General features: G+C 70.1%; 16 protein-coding genes. 13 read left to right on the top strand and 3 right to left on the bottom strand.

Annotated elements, in window-relative coordinates; genetic code table 11:
• Positions 1-344: 344 nt before the first annotated feature.
• Both WC555_RS01780 and WC555_RS01775 read right to left on the bottom strand, forming a co-directional pair.
• Positions 345-1,334, bottom strand: a complete 990-nt coding sequence (locus tag WC555_RS01780) for an alpha/beta hydrolase (protein ID WP_373250612.1) — start codon at positions 1,332-1,334, stop codon at positions 345-347.
• A 52-nt stretch (positions 1,335-1,386) separates the two neighbouring features.
• Positions 1,387-3,216, bottom strand: a complete 1,830-nt coding sequence (locus WC555_RS01775; RefSeq protein WP_373250610.1) for an ABC-F family ATP-binding cassette domain-containing protein — start codon at positions 3,214-3,216, stop codon at positions 1,387-1,389.
• A 135-nt stretch (positions 3,217-3,351) separates the two neighbouring features.
• Between WC555_RS01775 and WC555_RS01770 the strand changes: the two genes are divergently transcribed.
• The 13 genes from WC555_RS01770 (at position 3,352) to WC555_RS01710 (ending at position 12,177) form a co-directional block, all read left to right on the top strand.
• Complete coding sequence (locus WC555_RS01770; protein WP_373250609.1) at positions 3,352-3,810, top strand: YcgN family cysteine cluster protein; 459 nt, start codon at positions 3,352-3,354, stop codon at positions 3,808-3,810.
• Between the two features lie 56 nt (positions 3,811-3,866).
• Positions 3,867-6,275, top strand: a complete 2,409-nt coding sequence (locus WC555_RS01765) for a PAS domain-containing protein (RefSeq protein WP_373250607.1) — start codon at positions 3,867-3,869, stop codon at positions 6,273-6,275.
• A gap of 205 nt (positions 6,276-6,480) precedes the next feature.
• Positions 6,481-7,641 carry a phage portal protein gene (locus tag WC555_RS01760; RefSeq protein ID WP_373250606.1) on the top strand — a complete coding sequence of 387 codons (1,161 nt, stop codon included), beginning with the start codon at positions 6,481-6,483 and terminating at the stop codon, positions 7,639-7,641.
• Positions 7,641-7,868, top strand: coding sequence for a hypothetical protein (locus tag WC555_RS01755; RefSeq protein WP_373250604.1), 228 nt, complete (start codon positions 7,641-7,643; stop codon positions 7,866-7,868). Before WC555_RS01760 ends, WC555_RS01755 begins: the two co-directional genes overlap by 1 nt.
• Positions 7,865-8,314: an HK97 family phage prohead protease gene (locus WC555_RS01750; protein ID WP_373250602.1), complete on the top strand. Its 450-nt coding sequence runs from the start codon at positions 7,865-7,867 to the stop codon at positions 8,312-8,314. The genes WC555_RS01755 and WC555_RS01750 overlap by 4 nt, the downstream gene beginning before the upstream one ends.
• Before the next feature lie 112 nt (positions 8,315-8,426).
• A complete protein-coding gene (locus WC555_RS01745; protein ID WP_373250601.1) occupies positions 8,427-9,677 on the top strand; it encodes a phage major capsid protein in 1,251 nt (416 codons plus the stop codon).
• A gap of 113 nt (positions 9,678-9,790) precedes the next feature.
• Positions 9,791-10,057 carry a head-tail connector protein gene (locus tag WC555_RS01740; protein WP_373250599.1) on the top strand — a complete coding sequence of 89 codons (267 nt, stop codon included), beginning with the start codon at positions 9,791-9,793 and terminating at the stop codon, positions 10,055-10,057.
• Complete coding sequence (locus WC555_RS01735; RefSeq protein ID WP_373250597.1) at positions 10,054-10,356, top strand: head-tail adaptor protein; 303 nt, start codon at positions 10,054-10,056, stop codon at positions 10,354-10,356. Before WC555_RS01740 ends, WC555_RS01735 begins: the two co-directional genes overlap by 4 nt.
• On the top strand, positions 10,353-10,757 hold the full coding sequence (locus tag WC555_RS01730; RefSeq protein WP_373250596.1) for a DUF3168 domain-containing protein: 405 nt from the start codon (positions 10,353-10,355) through the stop codon (positions 10,755-10,757). Before WC555_RS01735 ends, WC555_RS01730 begins: the two co-directional genes overlap by 4 nt.
• Before the next feature lie 2 nt (positions 10,758-10,759).
• Positions 10,760-11,170, top strand: coding sequence for a phage major tail protein, TP901-1 family (locus tag WC555_RS01725; protein ID WP_373250595.1), 411 nt, complete (start codon positions 10,760-10,762; stop codon positions 11,168-11,170).
• On the top strand, positions 11,170-11,475 hold the full coding sequence (locus WC555_RS01720) for a GTA-gp10 family protein (RefSeq protein ID WP_373250592.1): 306 nt from the start codon (positions 11,170-11,172) through the stop codon (positions 11,473-11,475). Before WC555_RS01725 ends, WC555_RS01720 begins: the two co-directional genes overlap by 1 nt.
• Positions 11,472-11,657, top strand: coding sequence for a phage tail assembly chaperone (locus WC555_RS01715; protein WP_373250591.1), 186 nt, complete (start codon positions 11,472-11,474; stop codon positions 11,655-11,657). The genes WC555_RS01720 and WC555_RS01715 overlap by 4 nt, the downstream gene beginning before the upstream one ends.
• A complete protein-coding gene (locus tag WC555_RS01710) occupies positions 11,650-12,177 on the top strand; it encodes a phage tail tape measure protein (RefSeq protein WP_373250589.1) in 528 nt (175 codons plus the stop codon). The genes WC555_RS01715 and WC555_RS01710 overlap by 8 nt, the downstream gene beginning before the upstream one ends.
• 18 nt (positions 12,178-12,195) lie before the next feature.
• Here WC555_RS01710 and WC555_RS01705 read toward each other — a convergent pair whose 3' ends face one another.
• Positions 12,196-12,681 (bottom strand): DUF805 domain-containing protein, encoded by a 486-nt coding sequence (locus tag WC555_RS01705; RefSeq protein ID WP_373250587.1) that lies wholly within the window; start codon positions 12,679-12,681, stop codon positions 12,196-12,198.
• Positions 12,682-12,714 lie beyond the last annotated feature (33 nt).

The following is a 12,714-nucleotide window of genomic DNA, read 5'->3' as shown; positions in this document are numbered from 1 at the left end:
AGTCCTTTGGGCCTTGATCCTGCCCTCCGTCCGTCGGGGTCGAAACCCCCCGGTGCGTCGGGTCAGAGAGCCGGGCCGGTCCGCTTTGAGCCCCGGGTCTCCCCGGTTTTCCGCGCCGCCGTGTCCCTCGGCCTGATCAAGCTCGCTCCGATCCGCGGAACTGGCAAGCGGTCCGGAATGACCGTCTGTGGACGGTGTTGTGGATAAAGTTTGCAGGACGGGGACGGCATTGTGCGGTCCGGGCAATTTTCTGTTCTTTGTGAAGCTCTTGTGACTTCTGCACAGGGACGATGTTTTGAACCGGAATTTCGCGCGGACGACCGGTTTTCGGGCGGGGGTGCGGTTCAGGCGGCCTCGAGGACGGCGAGGCGCCGCTCCAGCCAGGCTTGAATCTCGGCCAGCGACCGGGTCGCGAGCCGGCCGCCGAAATGGATGAAGCCGTGCGGGGCGAGGGGCACCTCCAGCAGTTCGGCGTCGCCCGACCAGGCGTCGGCCATCAGGCGGCTGTCGTCACGCAGGGGGTCGAGGTCGCCGCTGACGAACAGGGCGGGCGGCATTCCGCGCAGGTCGGCGTAGAGGGGCGAGATATCGGGGCGACGGCGGCCCGCCTCGTCGCGGTCCGGGGTCAGGCGGCCGAGGTCGGAGGCCAGGGTGGGGCCGTTCAGGACCAGGGTCTCGGGGCCCGCCGCCCGCGCCGACGGCGTTCCCGACAGGTCATAGACGCCATAGGTCAGGACGCACCCCTGGAAGGCGCCGAACCGGCCTTCATCGCGCAGGGCCAGGGCGCTCAGGACGGCGAGATGGGCCCCGGCGGACTGGCCGGACAGGAACAGCCGGTCGGTCCCGAAGCGCGTGCGGGCGTTTGCGGCCAGCCAGCGTCCGGCGGCCATGCAGTCGGACAGGGCGTGCTGCATCAGCACGCCGCGCGGTTCGCTGAGCAGGCGATAGTCGACGGAGACCACGGCCAGACCCGCGTCGGCGGCGAGATCGGCGTTGAGATGGTCGTTGAGGCCGGCGCTGCCGACGACCCAGCCGCCGCCATGCATGTCCAGCAAGACGCCCCGGGGCGGGCCGGGGGGATTCAGGATGCGGATGGCGACGCCGCCGTCTTCGGACGGGATGCGCACCGTTTCGACCCTGACGCCGCGCCGCTTGAGCTGGGCCGCGGTCACCCGCGCCGCCGAGGCGCCGAAGCGGCTGCTGAGCCATTGGGTCGCCGTCAGCCGCCACCCATCCGCCCTGAAACGGGGGAGCAGGGCCAGGGCGGCGTTGGCGCGGGCGGCGGCGCGGCGTTCGGCCGGGGTCAGTTCGAGACGGCGGATGCGGGCGGTCATGGGCGAACGCTAGCCTGGCCGCCGGTCGTGCGCGATGCGGCGATCTGGCCGGTCAGGCCGACAGCGTTTCGCGCTTCGCCTCAAGCTCCAGCCATTCCTCCTCCGCCGCCGCCAGCAGGGCGCGGGCGCGGTCGGCGTTGGCGGTGGCGCGGTCGAAGGCCTTGCGGTCGCGGGCGTAGAGGCCGGGGTCGGCCAGGGTCGCCTCGTGACGGGCGATGTCGGCGGGGAGGGTCGCCAGCAGCCCCTCCAGCTCTTTGAGCCGGTGGGTGTCCTTGAACGTCATCTTGCCGGGCTTCTTCGGAGCGGCGGCGGCGACCGTGGCGGGGGCGGGGGCGGCCTCGGCCCGTTTGGCGGCGTCCCTGTCCTGCGGGCGCGGGTTGGCGCCGGGCTGGAGGAAGCCGGGGTTCTGACGGATGAAGTCGGTCCAGCCGCCCGGAGTCTCGACGATGTCGCCCCGGCCGTTCATGGCGATGGTCGAGGTGGCCAGACGGTCGACGAAGTCGCGGTCGTGGCTGACCAGAATGAGCGTGCCGTCATAGGTCTCGAGCAGCTCTTCCAGCTTGTCGAGCGTGTCCATGTCGAGGTCGTTGGTCGGTTCGTCGAGGACCAGCATGTTGGCCGGCTTGGCCAGGGCCCGGGCCAGAAGGAGGCGGTTGCGCTCGCCGCCCGACAGGGTCGAGATCGGCTGGCGCAGCTGGCCTTCCTGGAACAGGAAGTCCTTGGCGTAGGCGGCGACGTGTTTGGAGACGCCGCGCACAAGGACGCTGTCGCCGCCGCCGGGGGTCAGGGCGTCCCAAAGCGTCATGTCGCTGCGCAGGCCCTCGCGCGACTGGTCGAGATAGACCGGTTCGAGATTGGCCCCCAGCTTGACCGTGCCTTCGTCGGGCGCGAGTTCGCCGAGCAGGATCTTGACCAGGGTGGTCTTGCCCGCCCCGTTGGGGCCGACGATGGCCAAGCGGTCGCCGCGGATGACGCGGGTGGTGAAGGGCTTGATGACCGGCCGGTCGCCGAAACTCTTGGAGACCCCCTTCAGGTCCGCCACCAGCTTGCCGGACGTGGCTCCGGAATCGACGCCGAGCTGGAGCTCGCGCGGGATGTCCTTGAGGCGTTCGTTGCGGTCGGCGCGCAGGGCGTCCAGCGAGCGCGCGCGCCCTTCGTTGCGGGTGCGGCGGGCGGTGATGGAGCGGTAGAAGGTCTCGGTCTCGCGTTCGATGGTCCTGGTCAGCCGCTGCAGGGACTGGGCCTCTTCCTCCTGGACCTTGGTGGACCATTCGTCGAAGGCGGCGAAGCCCTTGTTGAGGGTGCGGACGCGGCGGCCTTCCAGCCAGTGGCAGGACTGGGTGACGCGGTTGAGGAAGGCGCGGTCGTGGCTGACGACCAGGACCGAGAAACGGGCCTGGATCAGTTCTTCCTCGAGCAGTTCGATGGCGAGGATGTCGAGGTGGTTGGTCGGCTCGTCGAGCAGCAGCAGATCGGGTTCCTCGGCGAAGGCCTTGGCGAGGGCGGCGCGGCGGGTTTCGCCGCCGGACAGGTTCACGGCGGGCTTTTCGGGATCGAGGCCGAAGGTGGCCAGCCAGGCCTCAGCGGTCCAGCGCTCGGCCCCCCCGGAGGCGGCGTAGTCGAGCAAGGTCGCGCCGGTGATGACGGGCTCCTGGGGCACATAGGCGAAGCGCGTGCCGGCCTGGACGGAACGGTCGCCGGCGTCGGGCTCGATCAGGCCCATGACCATCTTCATCAGGGTCGACTTGCCGGCCCCGTTGCGGCCGACGAGGGCGGCGCGGGTGCGCGGCTCGACGGCGATGTCGACGCCGTCGAACAGCGGGCGCTGGCCGTCCTGGAGGCGGACGTTCTTGAGGGCGACGAGAGGAGGACGGGGAGCCATGAAAACCCTGGACACGCGGCTCGGCGGGGAGGCCGAGCGGTCGAAGGCGGCCATATAGGGCGTAAGGGCCCTCGTGGCCACCGGCGCGGACGTCTTGTGCGAGACAGACGGGCCGCGAGGGGCTAACAGGCGACGATGGAACAGCCTTTCTGGCAAACCAAGCGCCTGGAGCAGATGACCCGCGAGGAGTGGGAGAGTCTGTGCGACGGCTGCGGCCTGTGCTGCCTGGTGCGGTTCGAGGACGAGGACACCGGCGAGGTCGTCCCGACGCGGGTGCACTGCAAGTTGTTCGACGCGGAACGCTGCACCTGCATCGACTACGCCAATCGCAAGCAGCATGTGCCGGACTGCATCAAGCTGACGCCATGGAACATCGAGGCGTTGAGGTGGATGCCGTTGTCGTGCGGGTACCGCCGCATCAATGAGGGCCGGGGGCTGGCGGACTGGCATCCGCTGGTGTCGGGGGACCCTGAAACCGTGCATGCGGCCGGGGTCTCGGTGCGAGGACAGACGGTCTCCGAACTGGCGCTGGAGGCGTCGGAGGACGCCCTGGACTTCGAAGCGCCGGAGTGGATGGTCGAACGAGGCCGCTAACCGAAACTTCGTTGTTGACCGTGCAAGCTGGCGGCATGGGAGTGCAGCGTTCGAAAATGCCGCGAAAAGCGGCGCCGAGCCGCCTGGATCTGGAAACGCCGTTCGACCGGCTGACGGCGCTGGCCTGCGCCATGTTCGACATGCCTCACGCCATGATCGGCGTCTGCGACGGCGAGAGGACCGTGTTCCGCGCCAACGTCGGCCTGGGCCAGAGTCAGATGCCCCGGAACCTGACGGCGACCCATCTGGTCGCGGGCATGGGGCCGGGCGCGGTGGTGGTGATCGAGGACGCCCTGGCGGACGAACGGGTCCGCAACCATCCAATGGTGACCGGGAAACCGCATCTGCGGTTCTTCGCCGGCGTCGGCGTCGTCAACGCCGCCGGCGAGAGCGTCGGGGCCATCGGCGTGATGGACATACGGCCGCGTCCGCGGCCGAGCGACGCCGGGATCGAAAGCCTGAAACTGCTGGCCCGCATGGCGGGTGAAATCCTCGACCGGGCGGAGGCCGCCCGGCAGCTGGAGGAGCAGCTGGAGCTGCTGCGTCTGACCGAGGAGATGGCCGGCGTCGGGCATTGGCGGATGGACGCCGAGACGTTCAAGTCGACCTGGTCGGACAGGGTCTACGCCATCTATGGCGTGACGCGGGAGACTTTCGATCCCGGCCTCGACAGCGCTGTCGGGTTTTTCCACCCCGATGACCGGGCGAGGATCCAGGCGGCCGTCATGCAAGGCGTCCGGACCGGGGAGGGTTTCCGCTCGCGCGCCCGGCTGATCCGGGCGGATGGCGAGGAACGGCTGATCGAGACCCATGCAAGGGCCGAGCGGGACTCCGACGGGCGCGTCACGGCCTTGCTTGGCGTGTTCCGCGACGTGACCGAGGCGGAACGGGCTGTCGTGCGGATCACGGAAAGCGAGCGCCGCTACCGGCTGCTGGCCTCGCGGGCGACGGACGTCATCGTCACCTACGGCGTGGATGGTCTGGTGACCTATGTGTCGCCGTCGCTGGAGGCCGCGACCGGTTACGCGCCCGAAGCGCTGATCGGGCGGCCGGCCACGTCGTTCATCCATCCCGATGACGTCCCCGCCCTGGCCGAGAGCTTCCGGGAGTTCGTCAAGGCGCCGCCCGAATGCGCGCATCGGGGCGTGACATACCGCGGTCTGCCGCGCGACGGCGAGGTGCGGTGGTTCGAGGCGCGGACATCCATCATCCGGGATGACGACGGCCGGGTGGTCGAATTCCAGGATGTCGTGCGCGACGTCACCGACACCAAGCGTCTGGAAGAGGCGCTGATCGAGGCGCGCGACCGGGCCGAGTCCGGCGCGCGCGCCAAGTCGGAGTTCCTGGCCAATATGAGCCACGAGTTGCGGACGCCTCTAACCAGCGTGATCGGCTTCTCGGGACTGCTGGAAGACAGTGCGAACCTGCCCCCGGCCGAGCGGACCTGGGCCAACCGGATCGCAACGGCGAGCAACGCCCTGCTGGGGGTCATCAACGACATCCTCGACTATTCCAAGCTCGAGGCTGACGCGGTCGGCCTGGATCCGCAGCCGTTCGATCCTCGCGCCATGGCGGAGGCCGCGGCGGCGATCGTGGAGTCGCAATGCCTCGCCCGGGGTCTGACCCTGACCGTCGATGTCGCGGCCGACCTGCCCACGGCGTTGATGGGCGACGAGGGGCGCCTGCGACAGGTGACGCTGAACTTCCTGTCCAATGCGGTGAAATTCACTTCGGCCGGGGAGATCCGGTTGACGATCGGGGAGGATGGCGGGCGGTTGAGGGTGACGGTGAGCGACACCGGAATCGGCATCGCCCCGGACAAGATCGCCCAGCTGTTCGACCGGTTCACCCAGGGCGACGCCTCGACCACGCGTGTCTACGGCGGCACGGGGCTGGGCCTGGCGATCTCGCACCGCCTGATCGAGATGATGGACGGTCAGATCGGGGCGAACAGCCGGCCGGGCGAGGGTTCGACCTTCTGGTTCACCGTCCCGCTGCGCCGCGCCGAGGCGGCGCAGACGCCGTCAGCTCCGGCGGACAGGGCCATTCCGGCGGGCCTGAGGGTGCTGATGGCCGACGACGCCCCGGCGAACCGCGAACTGGTCACCGCGATCATGGGCGGGCTGGGCGTGAATCTGGACACGGTCTGCGATGGGGCCGAGGCGGTGGAAGCGGCCCGGTCGGGCGGCTACGACCTGATCCTGATGGACGTGCATATGCCGGTCATGGACGGATTGGCGGCGACGCGGGCGATCCGGGCCATGGGCGGCGCCGTGGCGCGAACGCCGATCGTGGCCCTGACGGCCAATGTCCAGCCTGAACAGATCGAACGCTGCATGGCGGCCGGGATGGACGGCCACGTCGGCAAGCCGATCCAGCTGACGGAGTTGCTGGCTGTCATGAACCGCGCCTCGCAATCCGCCGCCGGCCGGGCGGAGGCGGATGCGGACGAGGCCGCGGCGTGACGCTGTGCTGACCATTCGCGAATCTATAGTCGGGTTCGCGAGATTAAATCTCGCCTAAACAACAGGATATGCTTTTCTCAAATCTATTTTCCAGCCGTAGTGCGCTGGTCCCGTACTATTCGGGCATGACGGGAAATCAGGTCTGGCTCGCCGGTGAAGGGCTGAGCCCGGGCAGGTCCTGAGACGAAATTCGGGAAGGATGAGGATGCAGAAGCTGCGCTGGCCGATGGGCCGTCGCGGGCGTGAAACCGCGCCCGAAATCAAGGACAGCCGGGCCGGGCCGCTGATCGCCCTGACCAGCGGAGGGCGGGCGCGGTGGACGCCGCGCGACTACGCCCATCTCGCCGTCGAGGGCTTCGGCAAGAACGCCGTGGCCTATCGCTGCGTGCGGATGATCGCCGAGGCGGCGGCGTCGACGCCGCTGGTCGTGTTCGCCGACGGGGTGAGAACGGAGGATCATCCGCTGGCCCGGTTGCTGGCGCGGCCCAATCCCGAGCAGTCGGGGTCGGAATGGCTGGAGGCCCTGTACGGCGCGCTGCAGACGGCGGGCAACGCCTATGCCGAGGCGGTGGGCGAGGCCGAACCGGAGGAGCTCTGGACCCTGCGTCCGGACCGGGTGAAGGTGGTTCCCGGCCGGGCAGGCTGGGCCGAGGCCTGGGAGTATTCCGTGGACGGCCGGACGGTCCGGATCGGCCGGGCGGCGGATGGCTGGATGCCGGTGATGCAGCTGAAGCTGTTTCATCCGACCGACGACCACTACGGATTCTCGCCGCTGGAGGCGGCGGCCTCGGCCATCGATGTGCACAATGCGTCGGGCGCCTGGAACAAGGCGCTGCTGGACAATGCGGCGCGGCCGTCGGGGGCGCTGGTGTATGGCGCGAAGGACGGCGAGCACCTGACGGCCGGGCAGTTCGAGGCTCTGCGGGCGCAGCTCAACGAGAGCCAGGCCGGGACGATGAACGCCGGCCGGCCGATGATCCTGGAGGGCGGGCTGGACTGGAAGCCCATGAGCTGGACGCCGGCCGACATGGACTTCATCGCCGGAAAACATGCGGCGGCGCGGGAGATCGCCCTGGCGTTCGGGGTGCCGCCGCAGCTGCTGGGGATTCCCGGGGATGCGACCTACGCCAACTACCGCGAAGCCAATGCGGCCTTCTGGCGGGGGACGGTGGTTCCGCTGGTGCGCAAGACGGCGGCGGCGCTGGGCGGCTGGCTGGGCGGGCGGTTCGCGGGGGTGAGGATCGAGGCGGATCTGGAGGCCTTGCCGGCGCTGCAGATCGAGCGCGACGCGCTGTGGGCGCGACTGAACGCGGCGGCCTTCCTGACCGATGAGGAGCGGCGGCGCATGGCGGGGGTGGGCGACTGATGGAAGACCTGAAGAAGGTTCTGATCGCGCTGATCGCCGCGCTGGCCGTGCAGACGATCGGCGGGCTGGTGTGGGCCGGCGGCGCGGCGGCGCGGATCGCCACCCTGGAGGCGCGGGTCGCCGAGCAACGTCTGGTCGCCGAGCGGCTGGCGCGGCTGGAGGAACAGAGCGTGGCGACGCGGGCGGCGGTGGAACGGATCGAGGAGAGGCTGGAGGGCTGGGGATGACGGCGGTGGTCGCGGCCGACGCCGGCCTGAGGATTGAGGGCTACGCCTCGCTTTGGGGCGTCGCGGATCTGAACGGGGACGTGGTGGCAAAGGGGGCGTTCGCCGCGAGCGTGGCGAGGACCGGCGCGCGAGCCGTGCGAATGCTGCACCAGCATGAGAGCCGGGCGGTGGTCGGGGTCTGGGACCGGATGGTCGAGGACGAGCGCGGGCTGTGGGTCGAGGGCCGGATCATGGACTGGTCGGCCGAAGCACGGTTTGCGGCGGCGCTGTCCAGGGCCGGAGCGCTGGACGGATTGTCGATCGGATTCCGCAGCAGCCGGGCGCGCCGCGAGGGGCGACTACGCGTGCTGGTGGAGGTGGAGCTGTGGGAGGTGTCGCTGGTGACCTTTCCGATGCTGCCGGGGGCGCGGTTCGTGGTCCCGGCTTCGCGTGCGCGAACCGCATAGGGCGCGCGCTTTCCCGCGCGCCTCGCCTGCGCGAGAGCGGCGGCAATTTTTCAAGAAGGCGGTTCACGCCTCGACCCTGACCGCAAGCCGCGGTTCTTCAACCGGAGATACCATGAAAGAGACCAAACAGGCCCCGGGCACCCCGGAGGCGCGCGCCGCCATGCATGAAATGATGGCGGCGTTCGAGGCGTTCAAAGGGGCCAATGACGCCCGGCTGGACGAGATCGAGAAGAAGGCGTCGGCCGACACGCTGCTGGAGGAGAAGGTGGCGCGGATCGACCAGGCGGTGGCCTCGGCGCAGGCGCGGCTGGATCGGGTGGTGAGCGAGGGGCGCAGGCCGGGCATCGGGTCCGGAGCCGACACCCCCTCCACCGCTTCGCGGTCCCCATCCCCATTCCACGGGGAGGAAAAGGCGGCGTTCGACGGATATCTGAAGACGGGGCAGTCGTTCGGCCTGGAGCTGAAGGCGGGGCTGAGCACGGCGTCGAACTCGGCGGGCTATGTGGTGCCCGAACAGACCGAGCGGGCCATCGAGCGACGCCTGATGGCGGGCTCGCCGATGCGCGAGATCGCCACGGTGCGCACCGTCGGCGCCGGGGTGTTCCGCAAGCCGGTGTCGACGGCGGGCGTGGCGGCGGGCTGGGTGGCCGAGACGGCGGCGCGGCCGGAAACGGATCCGGCGACCCTGGCGCTGCTGGAGTTCCCCTCGGCGGATCTCTACGCCAATCCGGCGGCGACGCAGTCGCTTCTCGACGACGCCCTGATCGATCTGGACGAGTGGCTGGCGGCCGAGGTCGAGGACGCTTTCGCGGCCCAGGAGACGGCGGCCTTCGTCACCGGCGACGGCGTCAACAAGCCGAAGGGCTTCCTCAGCTACGATATCGTCGCCGAGGCGGACCATGAGTGGGGCGAGATCGGCTATGTGGCGTCCGGCGCGGCGGGTGCGTTCGCGGTCGACGATCCGACCGACCGGCTGATCGATCTGATCTATGCGCCCAAGGCCCAGTATCGGCCTAACGGACGGTTCGTGATGAACCGCAAGAGCGTGTCGGCCGTGCGCAAATTCAAGGACGCCGACGGCGCCTATATCTGGCAACCGGCCCAACGGGCGGGCGAGACGGCGAGCCTGCTGGGCTATCGGGTGACCGAGATCGAGACCATGCCTGACATCGCGGCCAACAGCGCGGCGATCGCCTTCGGCGACTTCCAGCGCGGCTATCTGATCGTGGATCGCGCCGGGGTGCGGGTGCTGAGGGATCCGTATTCGGCCAAGCCCTATGTGCTCTTCTACACGACCAAGCGGGTCGGCGGCGGGGTGCAGAATTTCGACGCCATCAAGGTGATGAAGTTCGCGGCGAGCTGACGCTCGAGGCAACAGGCGCCAGGCAGCAGGCAACAGGTTGAGGCGGCGAGGTTCGACCTTGCTGCCCCGTGACCTGAAGCCTGCTGCTTCCCTTCCAGACAATGAGGTTTCCCATGACCGCACCCGTCTCCCTGACGGAGGCGAAGCTGTTCCTGCGCGTCGAGCATGACGCTGAGGACGGTCTGATCCAGACGTTGATCGATGCGGCCCAGGCGCGGGTCGAGGGCGAGGTGGGGATGACCCTGCAGTCGACCAGTCCCGCGCCGCTGAGGCTGGCGATCCTGATGCTGGCCCTGCGGGCTTACGAGCGGGGCGAGCCGGCGATGCCGGTGGCGCCGGTCGAAGCCTGGATCGCACCCTGGCGCGGGGTGCGGCTGTGAGCCCGGGCAAGACGCTGGCCGAGCTGTTCGAACCGCTGGAGGCGGAGACGCCGTACGGCGGACGCAGCGTGACCTGGGAGCCGCTGGGGTCGGCCTGGCTGAAGCTGGGGGCGCGGCGGCGGCGCGAGCGGTCGGAGGCGGGCGGGCTGCGCGCCATCGAGACGGCGGCGGCCGAGACGCGGGCGGATGCGCGGCTGACGCCCGGACGGATGCTGAGATTTGGCGGCGGGGACTGGCGGATCGTCTCGGGCGAGACGGTCGGCGGCCGGGCCATCCTGAACCTGGAGCGGTTTCCATGAACCATGAAACGGCGCTGCAAGGCGCGTTGATCGCCCACCTCAAGGATGATGCGGCGGTGCGGGCGCTGCTGGGCGAGCCGGCGCGGATCTGGGACGCGGCGCCGAACCGGCCGGGCTTCCCGCACCTGCTGATCGGCCGCAGCGAAAGCCGGCCGCTGCGCGCGGACGGAGGCGGCGTCGACCATGCCCTGACGCTGACGGTCGTGTCGCGGTTTCAGGGAACGGAAGAGGCCAAGGCGGTGCTGGCGGCGGTGCGATCGCGGCTGACGAACGCGGTGCTGGAGGCCGACGGCGTGCGGACCGTGAACCTGCGGGTCGCGTTCGCGGACGTATTTCCCGGCCCCGGCGGGGCGCGAACATTCGCGGTGCTGCGCGTGCGCGCCGTCACGGAGGAGATCTGAACATGGCGGCGCAACGGGGCAAGGACATCCTGCTGAAGATCGAGAGCGCGCCGGGTGCGTTCACGACGGTGGCGGGGCTGAGGGCGCGGACGATCAGCCTGAACGCCCGCACCGTGGACGCGACGGACGGCGACAGCGCGGGACGGTGGCGCGAGCTGCTGGGCGGGGCGGGGGTGAAGTCCGCGGCGGTGGCGGGGCAGGGGATCTTTCGCGACGCGGCGTCCGACGCCCTGATCCGCGAGGCCTTCTTCGACCAGACGGCGCGAACCTGGCGACTGATCGTGCCGGACTTCGGCGTGCTGGAGGGGCCGTTCCTGGTGGCGGCGCTGGAATACGCCGGCGAACACGAAGGCGAGGCGACGTTCGCGATCAGCCTGGCCAGCGCGGGGGAAGTGTCATTCGGAGCCTTGTGATGGGAATCAACGGCGCACGCGGCGAGGCCGTGGCGATGCTGGCGGGCGCCGAAAGGCGGCTGTGTCTGACGCTGGGGGCGCTGGCGGAGATCGAGACGGCGTTGGGACTGGAGTCCGTCGGGGCCCTGGCCGAGCGGATGCGGGCCTTGTCGGGGCGGGACCTGCTGGCGGTGCTGGCGGCCTTGCTGCGCGGCGGCGGCGAGGGGGCGCTGGCGGCGGAGCTGGACCGGGCGGCGGTCGATCCCCGCGAGGCGGCGGAGGCGGTGGCCAGGGCCTTCACGGCGGCCGGTCGGGCCGGCGGATGACGGGCGTGCGGACGCCCTGGAGCGAGATGGCGCGGACGGCGGCGTTGTCGGGGGTCGGGCCCGAGGCCTTCTGGCGACTGTCGCTGAGGGAATGGCGGATGCTGACGGAGCGGCCCGCAGGCGCGGCGCCGATCGGGCGCAGCGAGCTGAGGCAAATGGCGGAGGCGTGGCCCGATGACTGACCCGATCGAACCGTCCGGACTGGACGCGGTGCCGATGAAGGCGGCCGAGGCGGCGGCGGCGCTGGAGTCGCTGAGGGAACCGGCCGAGCGGGCGGCGGCCTCGATCGAGGATGCGTTCGGCCGGGCCGGCGAGAGCCTGACGCGGTCGCTGGCTCGGGCGGCGGCGGACGGCGAGGTGACGCTGTCCGAACTGGCGCGGGCCATGCTGGCGGCGGTGAATGCGGGGGCCGGGTCGGGCGGCGGCGGGCTGTCGGACGCCATCGCCCAGGCGGTGCGGACCCTCTTTTCGGGATCGCGTGCGGACGGCGGACCGGTCGCCGGCGGTGGCGCCTATCTGGTCGGCGAGCGCGGGCCAGAGGTGTTCCGGCCGTCGGGCGCGGGGGTGATCGAAGCTGTCGGGGGTGCGGGCGTAACGGTCAATGTCCGTGTGGACGGCGGGGCGCAAGGTCTGCTGCGGTCGGAGGCCCAGATCGCCCAGATGCTTGCGCGCGCCGTGGCGCTGGGCGCGCGCAAGCTTTGATGTCGGACCGTTCCCGGGTCAGAGGCGCTTGGGGTCGGGACCGAAGCGATTGTCTCCAGCCTGGGTGTCGGTGACGCCGACCCACAGCAGGAAGCCCAGGTTGACCAGCAGGATCAGGGCGAAAAATCCGAAGGCGGGACCGATCAGGGCGAGGATGGCCGCCGGATCCTCGCGATCCAGCGCCGCCTGGTTGACGATGGCCGAGACGCCGACCATGGCCACGCCAACGCAGACGCCCACGATGGTGACGACCCAGGGGATGGCGACCAACCAGCCGGATTTGCCCATGTCGTGAAGGCGTTTCACCGTGATGGCGAGGTTGGGCCAGATCAGCGCCAGGGAGATCAGTCCCCCCAGGATGGGGATCCAGCCGGCGACCACGCCGACGCCGAGACAGATCAGCCAGCCGATCCAGAAATGCGAGCGCCGGGTGCGGCCCTCGAATGAAAACAACAACTTCTGCCAGTCGAAGCTTTGAATCTGGGACGAACTTTCGATGCTCATGGCGCCCTCCCGCGCGATCCGGACCGGGTCCGG

The sequence above is a fragment of the Brevundimonas sp. genome, from assembly GCF_041648615.1.
In the GTDB taxonomy this organism is placed as follows: Bacteria; Pseudomonadota; Alphaproteobacteria; order Caulobacterales; family Caulobacteraceae; genus Brevundimonas.
The sequence above is the reverse complement of the archived record's forward strand: the minus strand, read 5'-3'. Positions and strand labels throughout refer to the sequence as shown.

Bases quoted from the DNA above. Each gene is read 5' to 3' on its own strand.
- WC555_RS01755 (WP_373250604.1), top strand. From the start codon at position 7,641: ATGGAAGACCTGAAGAAGGTTCTGATCGCGCTGATCGCCGCGCTGGCC.
- WC555_RS01710 (WP_373250589.1), top strand. From the start codon at position 11,650: ATGACTGACCCGATCGAACCGTCCGGACTGGACGCGGTGCCGATGAAG.
- WC555_RS01715 (WP_373250591.1), top strand. From the start codon at position 11,472: ATGACGGGCGTGCGGACGCCCTGGAGCGAGATGGCGCGGACGGCGGCG.
- WC555_RS01730 (WP_373250596.1), top strand. From the start codon at position 10,353: ATGAACCATGAAACGGCGCTGCAAGGCGCGTTGATCGCCCACCTCAAG.
- WC555_RS01770 (WP_373250609.1), top strand. From the start codon at position 3,352: ATGGAACAGCCTTTCTGGCAAACCAAGCGCCTGGAGCAGATGACCCGC.
- WC555_RS01720 (WP_373250592.1), top strand. From the start codon at position 11,170: ATGGGAATCAACGGCGCACGCGGCGAGGCCGTGGCGATGCTGGCGGGC.
- WC555_RS01705 (WP_373250587.1), bottom strand. From the start codon at position 12,681: ATGAGCATCGAAAGTTCGTCCCAGATTCAAAGCTTCGACTGGCAGAAG.
- WC555_RS01750 (WP_373250602.1), top strand. From the start codon at position 7,865: ATGACGGCGGTGGTCGCGGCCGACGCCGGCCTGAGGATTGAGGGCTAC.
- WC555_RS01760 (WP_373250606.1), top strand. From the start codon at position 6,481: ATGCAGAAGCTGCGCTGGCCGATGGGCCGTCGCGGGCGTGAAACCGCG.
- WC555_RS01740 (WP_373250599.1), top strand. From the start codon at position 9,791: ATGACCGCACCCGTCTCCCTGACGGAGGCGAAGCTGTTCCTGCGCGTC.
- WC555_RS01765 (WP_373250607.1), top strand. From the start codon at position 3,867: ATGCCGCGAAAAGCGGCGCCGAGCCGCCTGGATCTGGAAACGCCGTTC.
- WC555_RS01745 (WP_373250601.1), top strand. From the start codon at position 8,427: ATGAAAGAGACCAAACAGGCCCCGGGCACCCCGGAGGCGCGCGCCGCC.
- WC555_RS01775 (WP_373250610.1), bottom strand. From the start codon at position 3,216: ATGGCTCCCCGTCCTCCTCTCGTCGCCCTCAAGAACGTCCGCCTCCAG.
- WC555_RS01725 (WP_373250595.1), top strand. From the start codon at position 10,760: ATGGCGGCGCAACGGGGCAAGGACATCCTGCTGAAGATCGAGAGCGCG.
- WC555_RS01780 (WP_373250612.1), bottom strand. From the start codon at position 1,334: ATGACCGCCCGCATCCGCCGTCTCGAACTGACCCCGGCCGAACGCCGC.